We start from the raw sequence: 16,397 nt of genomic DNA on the forward strand, positions 1-16,397 counted from the left end.
CGGGGTCGGCGGGAGTTCGCCATGTCTCGCTTCGAGCTCCGCCAAGGCGTCGTCCCCCCCGGATCGGGGATCGACGTCGAGGACGACGTGCCTCGGGGAGAGGACGATTCCGACATTTGCGTTCGGCCAGCGGCGCCACCAGTTCTCGATGGTCGGGCGGTCGTTCGTAGCCCGCCCTGGCCAGTCCCGGAGGAGTGGGTGCTTCCCGGCCGCCCGGCAGTCGGCAGCCCGGCAACTGCAGCGGCCGTCGGCATCGGCCCAGTGCAGCGGCACGACCCGCCAGCCGAGACGGCGGGCGTACCAGAGGGCCGCTCGTGCCTTGCCGTCATCCCGGCGACTGTGGTACCCTAAATCCGCAGGCTGAACCGAGTGGCCGGTAGACGTCGCGCGAAGGGGGTCGCTCATGGGCGGCCCCCTTCGTTTTCGGTCGCGTGCGCGGCGTCACCGCGCGCCGCCCGCCGCGCTCGCTTGGCGATCTCCGCCAACGCCTCGTAGGCGGCGACCAGTCGCCGTGCCTCGTCGGCCGAAAGGATGATAGAGCCCCGTCGGCGTTGCGCCGACTTGCGGCCCAGCTCAACGAAGTGTTCCCGTGGGAAGTTGGGCTTCCGTGAGGCAGGCATCCCGCCACCTCCAATGCCGACTTGCCTGCCTCACCCACACGCGCTCAGCGTCGTCTCAGCAGGCCGGCCCGCTTGCGGCGGGATGCTTCTCGTTTGAACAGATTGTACCAGCCGCTCGGTCAGGTGTCAACCGGCCCGCCGGCGGTCGGTGTCGGCCGGCGGGGCTTCCGCTCGCTCGTCATGCCAGGGCAGCACGCAGACCTCGCCGCAGAGACAGATCACCGTGTCACCCCATGTTCCCACGCCGCGCCCCTCGATGCCCCGGGCGGTGTAGACCACCGTGCCTTCGCTGAACTGCTCGATCGATGGTTTCGGCCGCTCGCTAGCGGCCCGCGGGCTGTACGCCCCCCTCTCCGTGAGGAGGCGCTGAAGGCGACCAGCGGGTCGCCACCGCCGCCGGGTGGTGACGAAGGCGAAGCCCTCCCGCATGATGTAAATTCCGGGACTCCAAGGATAGGCCAGTCGCCTGCCGCAGTGTGGGCAGACGAACCATCCGCTCCGCGCGCGTCGTGCCTCGGGCAAATCCGTCATCGCTTCCCCCCACGTTCATTCTGCGGCAATGCAACGGTCCAGGCAAATGCGAGATTGTGAGGCTTTGATCTGGAAGTGGATCTACAATGATGTCAATGGTGTTCTCAATACGCTCCTGACCAATCTCGGACTCGTCGAGCGACCGATCCTGTTCCTGGCCGATCCCAAACTCGCCCTCTGGTCCGTCTTGATCGCCGCGATCTGGCAAGGATCGCCTTTCTGGACGATGACCTTTCTGGCGGGTCTCCAGGCTATCCCGCGCGAACTGTACGAAGCTGCAGCGATCGATGGTGCGAATCCGCTGCAGCAGTACTTCCGCATCACCTTGCCCTTGCTCACCCCGGTGATCACCGTGACCGTCATGCTCTCCGCCATCTGGACCTCCAACGCGATCCAGTACGTCTACATCCTCACCAACGGTGGGCCAGCGAACGCGACGGAAACCTTCCCCTTGCTGGCCTACCACGAGGGGATGACCGCTTACGATCTGGGGATCGCCTCGGCCATCCCGCTCGTCTTCTTCCCGATTTTCGCGATCCTCATCTACTTCCTCACGCGGCGCATGCTGCGCCAGGAAGGATGAAGCGATGGCCGAAGCGATCCGTTCGGTCGAACCATCTCGTCCACGCGAGCGCGGGCTCGTCCTCTGGCTGACGCAACAAAACCGCGCCTATTACCTCGTCGGCTATCTTTTGCTGCTCGGACTCGCGTTCTGGACGCTCTTCCCGGTGTACTGGCAACTGGCGACCTCCCTGCGCGCCGATGTCGATCTTTTCAGCCCCACTGTGACACTGGTTCCCCGTGTCCTTACTGGCGAGCACTACGAGAAGATTCTCGGCCCCAGTTACCCCTTCCTCCGCCAGCTTCGCAACAGCGCTGTCGTCGCGCTCGCCACCACGGTCGTTTCCACGCTGCTCGGGGCCATGGCTGGCTATGCACTCACCCGGCTCCGCTTCGTCGGACGCACGGTTCTGGCACGCTTGCTCGTCTATGCCTACCTCGCTCCAGGTACGATCCTCTTCATCCCACTCTTCGTCATGATGAGTCGGCTCGGCTTGCGCGATAACCTGGTCGGGCTCACACTCGCCTACCTCACGTTCACGGTTCCCTTCGCGACCTGGATGCTCATGGGCTACTTCCGTACCGTTCCGATCGAACTCGAAGAAGCCGCGCTCATCGACGGTGCGAGCCGGTGGCAGGTCCTCTGGCGCATCATGGTTCCCCTGTCCGGTCCCGCGCTCGTCGTCGCTGCGGTCTTCGCCTTCACGCTCTCCTGGAACGAGTTCCTCTATGCGCTGGTCTTGCTGCAGAAACAGCAGGTCATGACCGCTCCCGTTGGACTCGCCGCGTACGTGGTCGGTGACCAGTACTACTGGGGGCAGATGATGGCCGCCGCAACGATCATGTCCCTCCCGCCGCTGGTGATCTACCTCTTCGGGCAACGCTGGGTGATCGCTGGTTGGACAACTGGAGCCGTCAAGGACTGAGGAAACGAGAGGAGGAGAGCCATGGCCACACGTTTCTCGCGTCGCCGATTTCTCGCCGTCACTGCAGCCACGCTCGGCGCAACGCTAGCCGCTTGTGCCGGTGGAGGGCAAGCTACGCCGACACCGGCCCCGCAACCCAGCCCGACACCTGCACCGGCCGCGACTCCCACTCCGGTCGCCGCTACGCCGACACCGGCTGCCGCCCCGACCCCGACCGCTGTCGCCGCCCAAGCGCCTGCGCTCACACCGATTCCTGGTCGCGAGGTGGTCGTCTGGCAGGTCGTCGATTATCTCCCTGAGACGACCGCCCTCATCAAGCAGCGACTCGAGGAAACAGCGCAGAAGAACGGCTTCACGATCTCCTTCGAGGAAATCCCCAACAACCCGCAAGGCTACAACCGCTTCAATGCCGCGGTTCAAGCGGGGACACCACCCGACATCTACCGCCTCTACGATTATCAGACCCAATTCTGGCGGGCTCAGGGACAAACGACCGATATCACCGATTTGGTTGCTCCCTTCATTCAGCAGAAGGGAGGCGTCTGGCAACCGGTCGAGCTGACCTGCACCTTCCAGGGACGCTGGTATGCTTCGCCGCTCGCCGTCAATGCCTGGCCTTTCCATACGCGCCAGGATCTTCTCGATCAGGCCGGCTTCAAGTACCCGGCCAACTGGGACGAGTTCCGTCAGCAGGGGAAGGCACTCACCAAGCCACCGCTCTACTACTACGGCATGACGCTCGGCCGGATCAACGACACCAATAACCACACCCTCGGCATGGTCTGGACCTTCGGTGGGAAATTGCAGAACGAGGACGGCTCGCTCGCCGTGACCGCTGACGACAAGGCTTGGCTCGACTGCCTGGCACTGATCCAGACCATGTACAGCGAAGACCAGATCATCCCGCCCGGATCGGTCAACTGGGACGACGGCGCCAACAATCAGGGCTACCAGAGCGAGCAACTCGTCCTCACCTCGAACCCGACGAGCATCTACAACTGGTTGCTCAAGAACAAGCCGGAACTCGCCCAGAAGACACGGTTCTACAGCTACCCGGCTGGTCCAGCTGGTTCCTTCGGCCAAGTCGACGTCTGGACCGAAGCGCTGTTCAAGAATGGAAAGGGTGGCGACAACGCGCGGATTTGCCTCGTCGCCCTCATGGACCCAGGCTGGTACGAAAACTACATCAACGAGCAGCTCAAAGGGCGCTTCATCCCGTGCTGGAAGGACATGATCAAGCACGATCTCTGGCAAAAGAACGAACTTTATAGCGAATACCAGAAAATCATCTCCACCGGACGGATCATGGCCTACGCTGCACCACCGCTCGGAGCTTTCGGCGAACTCGCCACCAAGTTCGTGATCGGCGACATGATGCAGGACCTCTGCGTCCGGCGACTTTCGCCGCGCGAGGCACTGGCCAACTTCGTGAAAGCCGCGCAGGAGATCTGGAGCAAGCCTGAGAACCGGGCCTGAACCGGGACAATTCGCAGGATTTCGTGCGGGGGATGCGCGAAGCGTCCCCCGCTTCGATCGTGCAACAGCGAGGACAGCTCGATGACGACCGCCCGCGTTCGCTTCGGCGATGCCGCCCGCGCACCGCTCCTAGCTGGCTGTGTGACCTTCGCACGACTCCTCGCACCGACGCTCGGCCCGCTGGGGCGCACGGTCGTCATCGAGCAGGTGCTGAAGCCCGGCTCGGTCGAGGTACTCTCCACTGCCGCTCTCATCGCGCGCCGGACCTTCCGACTACCCGATCCGTTCGAGAACGCTGGAGCCATGCTGCTCCGCCATGCGGTCTGGCGCGTCTACGAAGAGACCGGAGACGGCGCCGCGACCACCGCCGTTCTCGCCGCTCGCCTCCTCAGCGAGTTGCACCAGCTGCTTGCCGCTGGTCTTGCGCCGACGGCGCTCAGCCGCGCACTCGACGAGAGCGAGACACGCATCCGGCGCGCGCTCCGCTCGCTCGCTCGACCAGTCGACGATATCCGCGACCTGGCGGGCCTTCTGGCACCGCTAGACCTCTCTCCGGAGAGTACCAGCGAGTTTCTCGAGAACCTGGAGGCACTCGGTCCCGAAGGGATCGTCCTGGTCGATCCGAGCGAGCGCAGCGAGATCCGCTGCGAACTCGTTCAGGGCGTGCACTGGCAGAGTCGTCTCCTCGCACCGGAACTCCTCCCTTCGGGCCAGGCACGATGGCAGCTCGTCGAGCCACGCATCGTGCTCACCGACTGGACGGTGAGCGAACCGCAACAACTCCTCCCGATCCTCGAAGCGTGTGCTCGACATCGCGTTCGCCGCTTGTTCATCGTCGCTGGCCAACTCGAAGGCCAAGCCCTCGCACTACTCGCTGCCAATCTGGCTCGGGGTGTTCTGGAGCAGGTCGCTGCTGTCGCCGCGCCATCGGTCGGTTTCCAGCAGATCCGTATCCTCGAAGATCTGGCTGCCCTGACCGGCGGCCGTGCCATCCGGTACCAGGCAGGTGAGCGTTTGGAGGAGGCTCGCATCGGCGATCTCGGCAGCGCTCGCCAGGTCGCCGGCACGCGGTGGACCTTCGCGATCCTCGGTGGGCGCGGACAGCGGGCAGCGATCCAGCAGCGGATCGCCTTGGCCCAGGCCGAACTGACAGCGGCCAGCAACGAAGACGAACGTCGGCGAGCACGCGAGCGCCTGGCCAGACTGCACGGCACCTTCCTCCAGGTCCGCGTCGGTGCCGCTACCCTGACCGAGCGCGAGTACCGCCTGGCCATGGTGGAGCGACTCGCACGCACCATCCAGATCGCCCAGATGAGTGGCCTTCTGCCCGGTGGAGGCACGAGCTTCGCCGTTGCGGCGCGAGCCCTGGCGGACGACGCCACGAGCCGCTCACCGGAAGAACGCGCCGTGTACCGCGCTGCCCGCAAAGCACTGCTCGAACCGTTGTGGACCCTCGTCGCCAATGCCGGACGGGATCCCGCCCCCGTCGCGGCTCGAGCGCTCGCCGTCGCGCCAGATTTGGTTTACGATGTGTGCGCTGACCGGTGGGTCGAGCCCTGGTCGGCTCGTCTGCTCGATCCGCTCGGCGTCCTCGACGCGGCTGTCCAGACCAGCTGGAGCCTGGCACGGAGCTTTCTCACCACCGAAGTCCTCGTCCACCGGACCTGGCCCGCCTCGAGCGCTGAGCCCTGAACGCGAGGAGATCGCGACCGATGACACGACTAGCCTGGCAGCGGCTCGCCCGACCGACCGGCGGCGCGGTACTCTCCCTCGCCACCGATGGGCAAAGACTCCTCGCTGGAACAGCCAGTGGCGCATTCGCGGCAACGCAGCCAGGCGAACCCTGGGTATCCCTCTCCTTTCCGGCGAGCTGGGGGCGCTTGGAGTTGGCCAATCCGGTCGCGATCGCTCCCTGGGGCGATCGCTACATCGCGACACCCTCCGGTCTCTATCGCTCGAAAGCCGATGGAAGCTGGCAACGCTGTCTGGAAGCGACCTCGATCGTCGCACTCCGCACGAGCCGAGAAGGTGAACGCCAACTCGTCGTCGTGGCCGATCAGCTCGACGGGGTGCTCGTCTCTCCCGACGCTGGAACCAACTGGGAAGCAGCGAATGCGGGATTGGCCACCCAGGTCGAGATCGTTGACCTCGCGCTTTCGCCTCGCTTCGCGGAGGATCACCTCGCACTGCTCGTGACCAGCGATGGGGTTTTCGTCAACCGATCGCGTCGCTGGCGCTGGCAGGCGGTCGCTCCGCTCCCTGGTCTCCTCGAGTGCGGTGCTTGCCTGACGGACGAGAGCGGGCGTGTCTCCTTCCTGGTCGGTGGAGACGAGGGACTTTTCCGCTCCGACGATCGTGGCCGCTCTTGGCGCGCCGTCTCCCTCCCCCACCCAGGAAGTTGGAGCATCCTGGCCAGCGATCGCGCAGGGACGGTGGTCGCCGCAGCCAGTGATCGCTCCATCGTCTGGTCGTCCGACGGTGAACAGTGGGAAGCGCTTCCGAATCTTCCCAGCCCCGCCCTCAGTCTCGCTGTGCTCGACGACCGACGGCTGGTCATCGGAACCCTCTCGCAGGGATGCCTCTTCGGTGAGCGACCAGTCACGACGTGGCGCGAATGGAACGACGAGTTGTACGGCCACTTTCCGCTCGGCATCGTCGTCCGCGCCGGAGGTGAGCTCGTGACGAGCGACTACTCGGGGACGGTGCTCCGCTCGCCTGACGGGGGTCGAACTTGGGAGCGCGTGGTGCTCGATCGTGGACTCGCCCAATTCGCCGGCGGTACGACCGGTCCGCTCTTCGCACTGGCACTCGACGCCGTCCTCCGCTCATCCGATGCACTGCACTGGCAAGAGGTGCACTCGCTCGACGACATCTCCGAATCGACCTGGCTTCTGGTCAGCGATGACGGGCGGACGGTCTTCCTGATCGAACACGATGTCGAGCCGACGCTCGAGCCCGTCGTGTTGCTGCACTCGTCCACCGACGCCGGGATCACCTGGCAGACCAGCGAGAGCGATGCGTTCGCGCTCGTCCAGGGAGCAGCGCTGGCGCCGAATGGACGCGCGCTCGCCCTTCTGACGGTGCGGATGGACGACCTACGTCAGGCTCTGTCCATCCGCGCTCTTCCAGACGGCGATTGGCGACACTATCCTTGGTCGGAACCATTGCCTGAGACCGGTATCGTCCGCATGCTGTGGTCAGAGAACGGCGAAGCGATCCTGGTCATCGCCGAGAACGAAGTCTGGATCGTTCGCCAGCCACTCGCCCGCCCACTGATCCGGATCGCCGGGGAACTCGACAACGCGGTCTCAGCCCTCGGCCGGGCGGGTACGGGCGGGTGGTTCATCGCTGCTGGCACGAGCCTGTGGTATTGCGATACGATGGGAGAACTCCGCAAGTTGGAGCCGAGTCTTCCGCAACACACCATCGTTGCGGTCACGGGCGGACGAGCGGCCGAAGCGCTGCAGGGCTACGCGGCCGATGTCGGCGGGACGATTTGGCGATTCGCTGAGGAGTGAGCCACCGCGCAGACGCATTTGCTCGAGGCGTAACGCCTCGAGCGAGCGGTCTCCGAACCGCTGTACGGCTCGGTTCGCATAAGGAGGAACGGCTCTCGGCCGTCCACCCGAGCAGGACCAGTCACCCCGCGAACACAGGAAATGACGCTCGTTCGCTACACTTGCTCGAGCACGACGATGGTGGGGAGGATCGAACATGCCGACGCAACCGAGCAAAGAACTGGAACGCATTCCCAACCCGAAACCGGAGCGGGACTACGAGATCGAGATCACGACCAACGAGTTCACCTGCGTCTGCCCGCGAACCGGCCAGCCGGACTTCGCGACGATCACCATCCGCTATGTCCCCGACCAGTGGATCGTCGAACTCAAGTCGCTCAAGCTGTATCTCTGGTCCTACCGGAACGAGGGGCACTATCACGAGGAGGTCACCAATACCATCCTCGACGACCTGGTGCGGACACTCGAGCCGCGCCGGATGACCGTCATCGCTGACTTCAACATCCGAGGCGGACTCCATACCGTGGTCACCGCTCGCTACGAGCGCACGACCGAGGGATCAGCACGCCTCGCAGCAGATTGAGTGCATTGGTAAACGACCGGAGCGCCAGTCGCTCTGCGGAGCGCCCGAACTGCAGAGAGGGAAAACGCTCTCCGTTCGTCGCGGCTGGCCCGCCTGCTCGTCTGCCGCACCTCGAGCGTTGGGGCGGTCGGGCAGCACTTCGTGTCGTACCAGTACGACCGAGGCCCCTTCCGCGCCTCTTGACAGCTCTCCACCCGTGTTCTATCTTCATCACTGAAGCTCCAGATCGGAACGTCGATCGTCGTTTCGAACCGGTCAGAAGCTCACCCGGCCGATGCCGCAGCGAAGAGCGCGGCGGAGATCAGCAGGTCACGGCAGCACACCCCCTCGAGTGGTCGTCAGCAATTCGGCTGTCAGTTCGAGGGATGGTCGGTGCGCGATTCGATCACGAGCGAACGGCGGGCCGTCATCAGCTGAGCGGAGGTCACGCATGAGCACGATCCTGCGCTTCCCGAGTCCCTTCGAGGTCGAGACGCCAGCCGGATGCGAGGGCTGGGAAGCGATGTACCCAGCCTATATGCGTTTTTCCCAAGCTCGCCGCGAATCGGAAGAGTCACGCCTCTGGTTCTACAACGGCATGCACTTCCCGGAGCCGATCTCTCCCTTCGACGTCATCACCGCTGAGGCGTTCTATGTGGCGATCGGGGAGATGAATGCGCGCTTCTTTTGCATTCCGCCGGCACTGGGTGTCGACTTTCGCATCCTGAACGGCTACGTTTATATCAGCGGCATTCCGGTGACCGATCCTCAAAAGATTCAGGAACGCGTGGAACTCTTTCAGCGCCGAGCTGGTCACTACTACGAGAACTGGGCGTCCATCTACGAGGACTGGAAGCAGCGCGTCGTCCGCGAAATTCAGGCCCTGGAAGCGATCCCATTCCCCGAACTTCCCGAGATCGAGCCGGAGGAACTCGTCTTCGCTCATCGCGGTATCGGTACCACGATGACGATCCTAGAGAGCTACAACCGCGTCATCGAAGCATTGTTCCGCATCGCTCAGATCCATTGCGAGATCGTGATGATCGGCTTCGCTGCATATCTGACCTTCTACGATTTTTGCAAGCGATTCTTCCCGGAAATTCCGGACCAACAAGTCACCTTGATGGTCTCGGGTATCGACGTCAGTATGATGCGACCCGATCAAGAACTGCGAGCGCTGGCCAGAAGAGCGGTCGAACTCGGTATCGCCGATGCCTTTGTCGAGGGACGTTCCTGGCGCGAGGTTTTCGCGGAACTCGAACAGCACGAAAACGGGCGTGCCTGGCTGCAAGAATGGAACCAACGTGGTGACCCGTGGTTCTGGATCAACGCAGGTGACGGCCTACAGCACCAATTCCGCGCATGGCGCGATGATCCCAGCCCGATCTTCGCCGTCTTGATCGAGTACATCAGGCGTGTGCGACGCGGCGAGTCGATCGAGCGCGACACATCCAGCGTGCGTGAGGAGCGCAATCGGATCACTGCCGCGTACCGGGCGCTTCTTCCGACGGATACTGACCGGCAGGCGTTCGACCAGTTGCTCGCGCTCGTCCGCCAGGTCTACTACGCCATCGAAGATCACAAGTTCTGGGTCGATCATTGGTTCATGAGCAAGTGGTGGAACAAGCTCCGCGAGCTGGGTGCACTCTTCGTCGAACACGGTTTCTTCCGTGAGGTCGATGATCTTTTCTATCTGCACTGGACGGAAGTGCATCAAGCGCTCACTGATCTTCTGCTCGCTTGGTCGATCGGGACCGAGGCTTTCGGGCCCCGGCACTGGCCAGCAGTCGTCGAGCATCGCAAAATGCTGCTGGCCAAGCTGCGAGCATTCAATCCACCACCAGCGCTCGGAGTCGTCCCCGAGCAGATCGCTGATCCCGCGATCGTCATGCTCTGGGGCATCACCCCAGAACGCCTCCGAGCCTGGATCACCAGGGAGAAGAGCAACATCCTGCGCGGCTTCGCAGCCTCACCAGGTGTCGTCGAAGGTCCAGCACGCGTCATCTTCGACGTCGCGGACCTCCAGACCGTACAGGATGGCGAGATCCTCGTTTGCTCTGTCACCGAGCCCAGCTGGGCTCCCGTCTTCGCCCGTGTCCGCGGGATCGTGACCGACATCGGTGGAGTCATGTCCCATGCAGCGATCGTCGCGCGCGAGTATGGCGTACCAGCCGTGCTCGGCACAGGGATCGCGACCAAGCGTATCCGTACCGGACAACAGCTGCGCGTCGACGGAAACGAGGGCACGGTGACGATTTTCGAGTGACTCGCTGAGATTCCCAAACGGCGCTGAGCCCACTGGACATGTGGCTACGCGGAATGCGTAGCGGAATCGCGGACGAGGAGTCGACGATGGAACTGACCCCTGAGGACGTGCAAGAGATTCTCCGCATACTCGAAGAATCATCGTTCGATGAACTCTACCTGGAAACGCCTCAGCTCAAGCTGATCGTTCGTCGGGGACCCAGCAGTACGCGTACTGCCCCTGTCCCCAGCAGCACAGAGGCACCATCGGACAAAACAGTTCCCTCTCCTCAGGAAGACCGATCGACCGTGCTGCCATCAACGACGACACCAGTGGCGCCTGGTATCTCGAGCGAAAATACGATGAACGACCAACTAGTCCCTATCGTAGCACCTCTCAAGGGAATCTTCTACCGAGCCCCTCGTCCCGGCGCTCCGCCTTTCGTCGATATCGGGAGCATCGTCCACGACGATACCGTCGTCGGAATCATCGAAGTGATGAAGCTCATGCACTCCATACAAGCTGGAGTCACTGGGACCATCGTACAGGTCTGTGTCGAGAATGGCCAAGCCGTCGACCGCGGCCAACCCTTGTTCCTGGTGCGGGCAACCATTGCTGCCGACACGGCCGAAACACAAATCACACCATGAGGGAGGAACGACGTGGCCCCGCGTATCCAGCTCATCGACGTCACGCTCCGTGATGGAAATCAGAGCCTGTGGAGCGCGATCGGAGTCGACACGCGCACGGTCGCAGAGGTCGCTCCGTGGATCGACCGCGCTGGATTTGCATGGATCGACTTTACGACGAGCACCCATATGGCGATCAGCGTCCGCTACCACCGTGAGGATCCGTTCGAGAAGATCCGGCTCGCTCGACAGTTGATGCCCAACACACCGCTCATCTTCATGACGACCGGCATGCGGTTCATCACGTGGGAACCTGCACCGCGCGCCATCATGCGGCTCGCTTTGCGCGTCGTCGTCCGGCATGGCATCCGCCGCGTCCAGATCGTGGAGCCGATGAACAATATGAGCGCGCTGCTTGAGACTGCTCGCATCGCTCGCGAAGAAGGAGCCGAGCAAGTCGTCGCCGGGCTCGTCTACAGCATCAGCCCGGTACATACCGACGAGTTTTATCTCCGGTGTGCGGAGGAGCTCGCCCGCGAGCGCCAACTCCTCGATCGGGTCTACATCAAGGATCCGTCCGGATTGCTCACACCAGAGCGTGTCGAGACGATCGTGCCAGCGCTCCGACGAGCACTCGGGCCAGATGTACCGCTCGAAATGCATTCCCATTGCACCATGGGCATGGCACCGCTCTGTTACTTGCGTGCTGTCGAGCTCGGTGTCCAGACCGTTCACACCGCTATTCCGCCGCTCGCCGAGGGAACATCGTTGCCTTCGGTATATCGGACGGTCGCGAACTTGCGGGAACTCAGCTTCGAGGTGGAAATCGATCTGCAACCGCTCACCCACGTGACGGCGTATCTCGAGAGGCTGGCACGTCGCAAGGGGTATCCTGTTGGCCAGCCGCTGGAGTACGATGTGTCCTTTTACCGCCACCAAGTGCCGGGAGGAATGATCACGACCCTGCGCCGGCATTTGAAGGAAGCGGGAGCAGAGCATCCGTTCGAGAAGGTGCTCGAAGAGATCGTCCGCGTCCGTGCTGAATTGGGATATCCCATCATGGTCACCCCCTACTCGCAACTCGTCGCGACACAGGCACTCCTCAATCTGGAAGCGCGGGAGCGCTACGAGAAGGTGCCTGACGAGGTGATCAAGTACGTGCTCGGGCGCTATGGTCCTCCACCGGCACCGATCGATCCCTGGGTAAAGGAACGGGTACTCTCGCTGCCGCGAGCACGCGAGCTCGATGTTCCAGTTCCCGAACCGACTCTCGAGGAACTTCGGCGGGCGTTCGGTTCCTCCATCTCGGACGAGGAACTGCTCTTGCGCTGGGCACTTCCGGGTGATCAGGTCGATGCTGCATTGGCTCGCAAAACTGGGAACGTTGTCTTGTCCGGCAACGGTTACCGGCACCCGCTCGTTCAGCTGATCGCCAATGTCGCACAGCAACCATCGATCAGTCACTTCCATCTCGAACGAGATGGCATCCGTCTCACGCTCGGTCGTCATTCGACTTCCCAGTAACAGCACGAACGAGAGGAGCATCGACATGACAGCGCGGCCTGCGGACCTCTGCCGCGTACGGGCTTTCGTTTTCGACGTCGACGGCACGCTGATCCTTTCGGACAACCCCAGTTGGTCAGGAGCGATTCCCCTCCCCGGGGCAGTCGAACTGCTTGACTGGCTCCGCGTGCATGGCTATCCGTTCGTCCTCTTCACGAGTGGAAGCACGGAATTACCACAGCCCTATGCGGCACGTCTACGATCAGCCGGTCTCCATCTCGAGGACTGGCAAGTGGTCACGACCGGCGTTACTGCGGCAGAGATCATCGCGACCGAGTATCCGGGACGAAGTGTCTATGTCCTGGGCGAAGAGGGGACGCGTGCACCGCTCCGCGCACGCGGCATCTCTCTTGTCGAGGGAGAGGATGCTCGCCGAGCAGGTGTGGTCTTGGTTGGATGGAGCCGAGTGCTGACGTATGATCAACTCGATGCGGCATGCTGCGCGGTCTGGAACGGGGCCGATCTCTTGGTCACGTCAGGCGCTCGTGCTTTCGTCTCCAAACGTGGGCTGCAGCCGGGTTGGTCGTGGTCGATCGCGGTCGCCATCGGGGAGACGACCGGCAGGCAGCCACTCGTCGTCGGCAAACCGTCGGTGGCTGCACTCCGCGCGGTCGCTCGCCTCTTGGGTGTGGAACCGCGCGAACTGGCTGTCGTCGGTGATGACCCGGACTTGGAACTTCGCATGGGCTGCGAGGCAGGTGCACTGACTGTCCAGGTACGTACCGGACGAGGCACCGCAGCGATCGACACCCCAGTGATCGGCGACCTCGTCGTGAGCGGTGTCGACGAACTTCTCGCGCTCCTGCAGAACACGCTAGCGAAGGAGGGTACCGCAGACCGGTAGGGAGCGTCACGCCATGACCGGCCGGAGATACTGGAACGAAGCGATGGAAACGATCGATGCTGCGGAACTGTGGCGGCTCGAGGACGAACGGCTGCGTTGGCAGTTGCGGTGGGTCTGGGAACATTCGCCATTCTATCGCCAGAAGTTCGCCGAAGCCGGGATCGATCCGTTGACGATCGGGCGCGACTCGCTGTCTCGCTTGCCGTTCACAGTCAAGGAGGAAGTGCGTCGAACCCAGGAGGAATATCCGCCACTCGGCGGGCACGCCTGCGTACCGCTCGAAGAGGTCGTACGCATTCATGCATCGTCGGGGACGACCGGCAAGCCGACGCTCGTCGGCTTGACCGAAGCCGATGCTCGCATGTGGAACGAGATCCTCGCTCGTTTTTTCTGGGCCACTGGCGTGCGCCCAGGTACTCGCGTCTGGCTCTCCGTGACGCTCGGTTGGTACATTGCCGGCCTCAGTTTCTACGAAGCGCTGCGCCAAATTCGCGCAACTGTCTACCCGGCTGGAACGATGGAGGCAACCCGCACGTTCAACGTCGTGCGCCGAGCTGGAGTCGATTACATGATCTCCAGCCCGACCTTCGTCAATTACCTCACCAACGTCGCTCGCGAGCGGCTCGGGATCGATCCAGGCTCCCTCGGTCTCAGGGCGATGGCACTCGGTGGAGAACCAGGCGCTGGCGTGCCACAGATTCGCCAGCAGATCGAGGAGACATGGCGATGCAAGGTGTACGACGCCATGGGTACCGCCGACTTTGCACCGATCCTCTGGACCGAGTGCGAAGCCCAAGCAGGTATGCACTTCATCGGGCAAGGGTTCGTCATCGCTGAGTTCATCGATCCTGAAACAGGCCAGTCCATCGAGCCCAAAGAAGGTCTCTTGGCCGAACTCGTCTATACAGCTATCCAGCGTGAATGTGTTCCCCTCATTCGTTTCCGAATCGGCGATCTCGTTCGGATCGAGGGTACCGGCAAGTGCGAGTGCGGCCGCACCGGGATACGGATCCGCTGTGTCGGCCGCGTCGACGACATGTTCATCGTCCGCGGCGTGAACGTCTTCCCGAGTGCGGTCGCCGACGTCATCGCTTCCTTCCGACCACGAGTCACTGGCGAGTTCCAGATTCGCCTGCCGCCACGCGGGCTCCCTATCGAGCCCCCCGTGCCTGTCATCGTCGAACTCGGTCCCGAGCCAGGTGACCTCCACCGGCTCAAGCGGGATCTGGAAGAAGCGATCCGTTCGCAGCTCATCTTCCGCGCCGTCGTCCAACTCGTCCCCAAAGGGGAACTCTCCCCGACCGGTACCATGAAGCGACAGGTCATCCTCCGCGAAGAACGCTGACGATTCCTCCTCTCTCGGCATGAATCGTCTCTTCCTTGATCCGGCACCTGACCACTCGGTGAACGTGCCTGCTGGATACCTGACCGCGCTCCGTCTTAACCGAGTGACCACTCCACCCCACGCGAGCAGGAACGACCCCTTTCACAGTCCGGCCCGCGTTTTCTCCTGCTCTCGTGCTCCGGCAGTTGTCCATGAGGACAGCACACGTGAGTCCTCCCCGAGGAAGAGGAGCATCGCGCGTGCTCCCCTGCGGGAACCGACCGCACGACAGCCGGCACGTCCAGAGCAGGGTCAGGAAGCCCCGAGAATGGATCGACCATTCGGCTATAACGTTTGCGACCTTCTCCCGCTGCCCCGCTCGAGCAGGACGGTTCGTGCTCATCTGCGAAGTCGTTCGTCTCGAACGTATCCAGCGCCGATCCACCGACTGACGAGGCGCTGATCCCTGAGGCGAGCGAGATGAACCGCTCGCTTCCGACCCTTGCCGCCAGGAGTCGAGTCGACGCGCGACACGCTCCGTTCTGCCAATGATGAAGCCGCTCGCCGGAGCGCGACCGCGAGAAGCAGAGCCAGCCCCCTATCGGTCTCTCCATCTCGGTCAGGCTGCTCTTACGCTGCCAGTGCCCGTTGCAGGACCGCGAGCACCTCGACAGTGGCTCGCTGGCTGACCCAAGCGGTCGGCGCGAAGACATCGAAACCGTGAAAGGCTCCCGCGAAGACATGCAACTCGGTCGGCACACCAGCCTGCATCAAGCGCTGCGCGTAGGCGATGTCTTCGTCGCGGAAGAGATCCGCTGTGCCGACGAGCACATAGGCTGGCGGAAGTCCGGCCAGATCGTCCGCCCGGGCCGGGGCAGCATAGGGCGGCACGTCCGGACTCCCCGGCTCACGACCGAGGTAGGCACGCCAGCCGATCAGGTTCCAGTCCCGCGTCCAGATCAGGCGCGGATCGGTGATCTCGTAGCTCGAGGGGGTTTGGTTCCGGTCATCGAGCATGGGATAGATGAGCAGTTGGAAACGGACAGGCACCTCGCCGCGATCGCGCGCCAGGAGCGCCAGACCAGCAGCCAGGCCTCCTCCCGCGCTCGCGCCGGCGATGGCGAGTCGCTCGCGATCGACTCCGAGTTGCTCGGCGCGCTCAGCGAGCCAGCGGAGCGCGGCATAACAATCTTCGAGCGGTGCCGGGTAGGGATGTTCGGGAGCCAGCCGGTAATCGACCGAGGCGACCAGCGCCGGAATGCGCTGGGCCAACTCCGCACACTGCTGGTCGTTCATCTCCGGGGCACCCATGACGTACCCGCCCCCATGGATCCAGAGGAGTGCCGGAAGCGGACCCGTCACCTCGCTCGGCCGGTAGAGGCGAACTCGTACCATTGTCCTATCGAACGCGTTGGGAGCGAGCTCATCGGTCACCGCAACATCGCTGGGCAGCGGTGGCAACAGGCTGGCGAGTGCCTCGCGCAGAATCTGGAGTCTCCGGCGAGCCAACGAGATATCGCGGAGGTCGAGGAGGAACTCTTCCGGAACCTCTCGGAGCGCGGCAGCGAGCTCTGGATCGAGTCGCGCGAAGATGGTCA

General features: G+C 63.3%; 15 protein-coding genes. 11 read left to right on the forward strand and 4 right to left on the reverse strand.

The window, feature by feature from the left end:
* The 3 genes from ACWIVK_RS12410 to ACWIVK_RS12420 form a co-directional block, all read right to left on the reverse strand.
* Nucleotides 1–405, reverse strand: a 405-nt coding sequence (locus ACWIVK_RS12410; RefSeq protein ID WP_448577046.1) for a bifunctional DNA primase/polymerase, incomplete at its 3' end; no start/stop codon positions are given.
* Complete coding sequence (locus ACWIVK_RS12415) at nucleotides 402–620, reverse strand: hypothetical protein (RefSeq protein WP_448577047.1); 219 nt, start codon at nucleotides 618–620, stop codon at nucleotides 402–404. The genes ACWIVK_RS12415 and ACWIVK_RS12410, both read right to left, overlap by 4 nt.
* 126 nt (nucleotides 621–746) lie before the next feature.
* Nucleotides 747–1,151 carry a hypothetical protein gene (locus ACWIVK_RS12420; RefSeq protein ID WP_448577048.1) on the reverse strand — a complete coding sequence of 135 codons (405 nt, stop codon included), beginning with the start codon at nucleotides 1,149–1,151 and terminating at the stop codon, nucleotides 747–749.
* Nucleotides 1,152–1,197: 46 nt separating this feature from the next.
* On the opposite strand from ACWIVK_RS12420, the gene ACWIVK_RS12425 reads away from it, so the two are divergent.
* The 11 genes from ACWIVK_RS12425 to ACWIVK_RS12475 all read left to right on the forward strand — a co-directional run bounded on the left by ACWIVK_RS12425 (nucleotide 1,198) and on the right by ACWIVK_RS12475 (nucleotide 14,820).
* Complete coding sequence (locus ACWIVK_RS12425; RefSeq protein ID WP_448577049.1) at nucleotides 1,198–1,734, forward strand: carbohydrate ABC transporter permease; 537 nt, start codon at nucleotides 1,198–1,200, stop codon at nucleotides 1,732–1,734.
* A gap of 4 nt (nucleotides 1,735–1,738) precedes the next feature.
* Nucleotides 1,739–2,638: a carbohydrate ABC transporter permease gene (locus ACWIVK_RS12430; protein WP_448577050.1), complete on the forward strand. Its 900-nt coding sequence runs from the start codon at nucleotides 1,739–1,741 to the stop codon at nucleotides 2,636–2,638.
* A 21-nt stretch (nucleotides 2,639–2,659) separates the two neighbouring features.
* Nucleotides 2,660–4,114 carry an ABC transporter substrate-binding protein gene (locus ACWIVK_RS12435; RefSeq protein WP_448577051.1) on the forward strand — a complete coding sequence of 485 codons (1,455 nt, stop codon included), beginning with the start codon at nucleotides 2,660–2,662 and terminating at the stop codon, nucleotides 4,112–4,114.
* An 81-nt stretch (nucleotides 4,115–4,195) separates the two neighbouring features.
* Nucleotides 4,196–5,806, forward strand: coding sequence for a TCP-1/cpn60 chaperonin family protein (locus tag ACWIVK_RS12440; RefSeq protein WP_448577052.1), 1,611 nt, complete (start codon nucleotides 4,196–4,198; stop codon nucleotides 5,804–5,806).
* Between the two features lie 20 nt (nucleotides 5,807–5,826).
* Nucleotides 5,827–7,632: a WD40/YVTN/BNR-like repeat-containing protein gene (locus ACWIVK_RS12445; RefSeq protein WP_448577053.1), complete on the forward strand. Its 1,806-nt coding sequence runs from the start codon at nucleotides 5,827–5,829 to the stop codon at nucleotides 7,630–7,632.
* Between the two features lie 196 nt (nucleotides 7,633–7,828).
* On the forward strand, nucleotides 7,829–8,215 hold the full coding sequence (gene queF / locus ACWIVK_RS12450; RefSeq protein ID WP_448577055.1) for a preQ(1) synthase: 387 nt from the start codon (nucleotides 7,829–7,831) through the stop codon (nucleotides 8,213–8,215).
* Nucleotides 8,216–8,645: 430 nt separating this feature from the next.
* Entirely contained in the window at nucleotides 8,646–10,460 is a 1,815-nt protein-coding gene (locus ACWIVK_RS12455) for a PEP-utilizing enzyme (RefSeq protein WP_448577056.1), read from the forward strand.
* A gap of 86 nt (nucleotides 10,461–10,546) precedes the next feature.
* Nucleotides 10,547–11,089 (forward strand): acetyl-CoA carboxylase biotin carboxyl carrier protein, encoded by a 543-nt coding sequence (locus tag ACWIVK_RS12460; RefSeq protein WP_448577057.1) that lies wholly within the window; start codon nucleotides 10,547–10,549, stop codon nucleotides 11,087–11,089.
* Between the two features lie 12 nt (nucleotides 11,090–11,101).
* Nucleotides 11,102–12,592: a biotin carboxyl carrier protein gene (locus tag ACWIVK_RS12465; RefSeq protein WP_448577058.1), complete on the forward strand. Its 1,491-nt coding sequence runs from the start codon at nucleotides 11,102–11,104 to the stop codon at nucleotides 12,590–12,592.
* 25 nt (nucleotides 12,593–12,617) lie between these two features.
* Nucleotides 12,618–13,475, forward strand: coding sequence for an HAD-IIA family hydrolase (locus ACWIVK_RS12470; protein WP_448577059.1), 858 nt, complete (start codon nucleotides 12,618–12,620; stop codon nucleotides 13,473–13,475).
* A 13-nt stretch (nucleotides 13,476–13,488) separates the two neighbouring features.
* Nucleotides 13,489–14,820 (forward strand): phenylacetate--CoA ligase family protein, encoded by a 1,332-nt coding sequence (locus ACWIVK_RS12475; protein WP_448577060.1) that lies wholly within the window; start codon nucleotides 13,489–13,491, stop codon nucleotides 14,818–14,820.
* Between the two features lie 609 nt (nucleotides 14,821–15,429).
* On the opposite strand, the gene ACWIVK_RS12480 is transcribed toward ACWIVK_RS12475, so the two are convergent.
* Nucleotides 15,430–16,397, reverse strand: a 968-nt coding sequence (locus ACWIVK_RS12480) for an alpha/beta hydrolase (protein WP_448577061.1), incomplete at its 5' end; no start/stop codon positions are given.

The sequence above is a fragment of the Thermomicrobium sp. genome, assembly GCF_053493975.1.

Excerpts from the sequence above, each read along its gene's own strand:
- queF (WP_448577055.1), top strand. The coding sequence starts at position 7,829 with ATGCCGACGCAACCGAGCAAAGAACTGGAACGCATTCCCAACCCGAAA.
- ACWIVK_RS12460 (WP_448577057.1), top strand. The coding sequence starts at position 10,547 with ATGGAACTGACCCCTGAGGACGTGCAAGAGATTCTCCGCATACTCGAA.
- ACWIVK_RS12445 (WP_448577053.1), top strand. The coding sequence starts at position 5,827 with ATGACACGACTAGCCTGGCAGCGGCTCGCCCGACCGACCGGCGGCGCG.
- ACWIVK_RS12470 (WP_448577059.1), top strand. The coding sequence starts at position 12,618 with ATGACAGCGCGGCCTGCGGACCTCTGCCGCGTACGGGCTTTCGTTTTC.
- ACWIVK_RS12440 (WP_448577052.1), top strand. The coding sequence starts at position 4,196 with ATGACGACCGCCCGCGTTCGCTTCGGCGATGCCGCCCGCGCACCGCTC.
- ACWIVK_RS12430 (WP_448577050.1), top strand. The coding sequence starts at position 1,739 with ATGGCCGAAGCGATCCGTTCGGTCGAACCATCTCGTCCACGCGAGCGC.
- ACWIVK_RS12425 (WP_448577049.1), top strand. The coding sequence starts at position 1,198 with ATGCGAGATTGTGAGGCTTTGATCTGGAAGTGGATCTACAATGATGTC.
- ACWIVK_RS12455 (WP_448577056.1), top strand. The coding sequence starts at position 8,646 with ATGAGCACGATCCTGCGCTTCCCGAGTCCCTTCGAGGTCGAGACGCCA.
- ACWIVK_RS12475 (WP_448577060.1), top strand. The coding sequence starts at position 13,489 with ATGACCGGCCGGAGATACTGGAACGAAGCGATGGAAACGATCGATGCT.
- ACWIVK_RS12435 (WP_448577051.1), top strand. The coding sequence starts at position 2,660 with ATGGCCACACGTTTCTCGCGTCGCCGATTTCTCGCCGTCACTGCAGCC.
- ACWIVK_RS12415 (WP_448577047.1), bottom strand. The coding sequence starts at position 620 with ATGCCTGCCTCACGGAAGCCCAACTTCCCACGGGAACACTTCGTTGAG.
- ACWIVK_RS12420 (WP_448577048.1), bottom strand. The coding sequence starts at position 1,151 with ATGACGGATTTGCCCGAGGCACGACGCGCGCGGAGCGGATGGTTCGTC.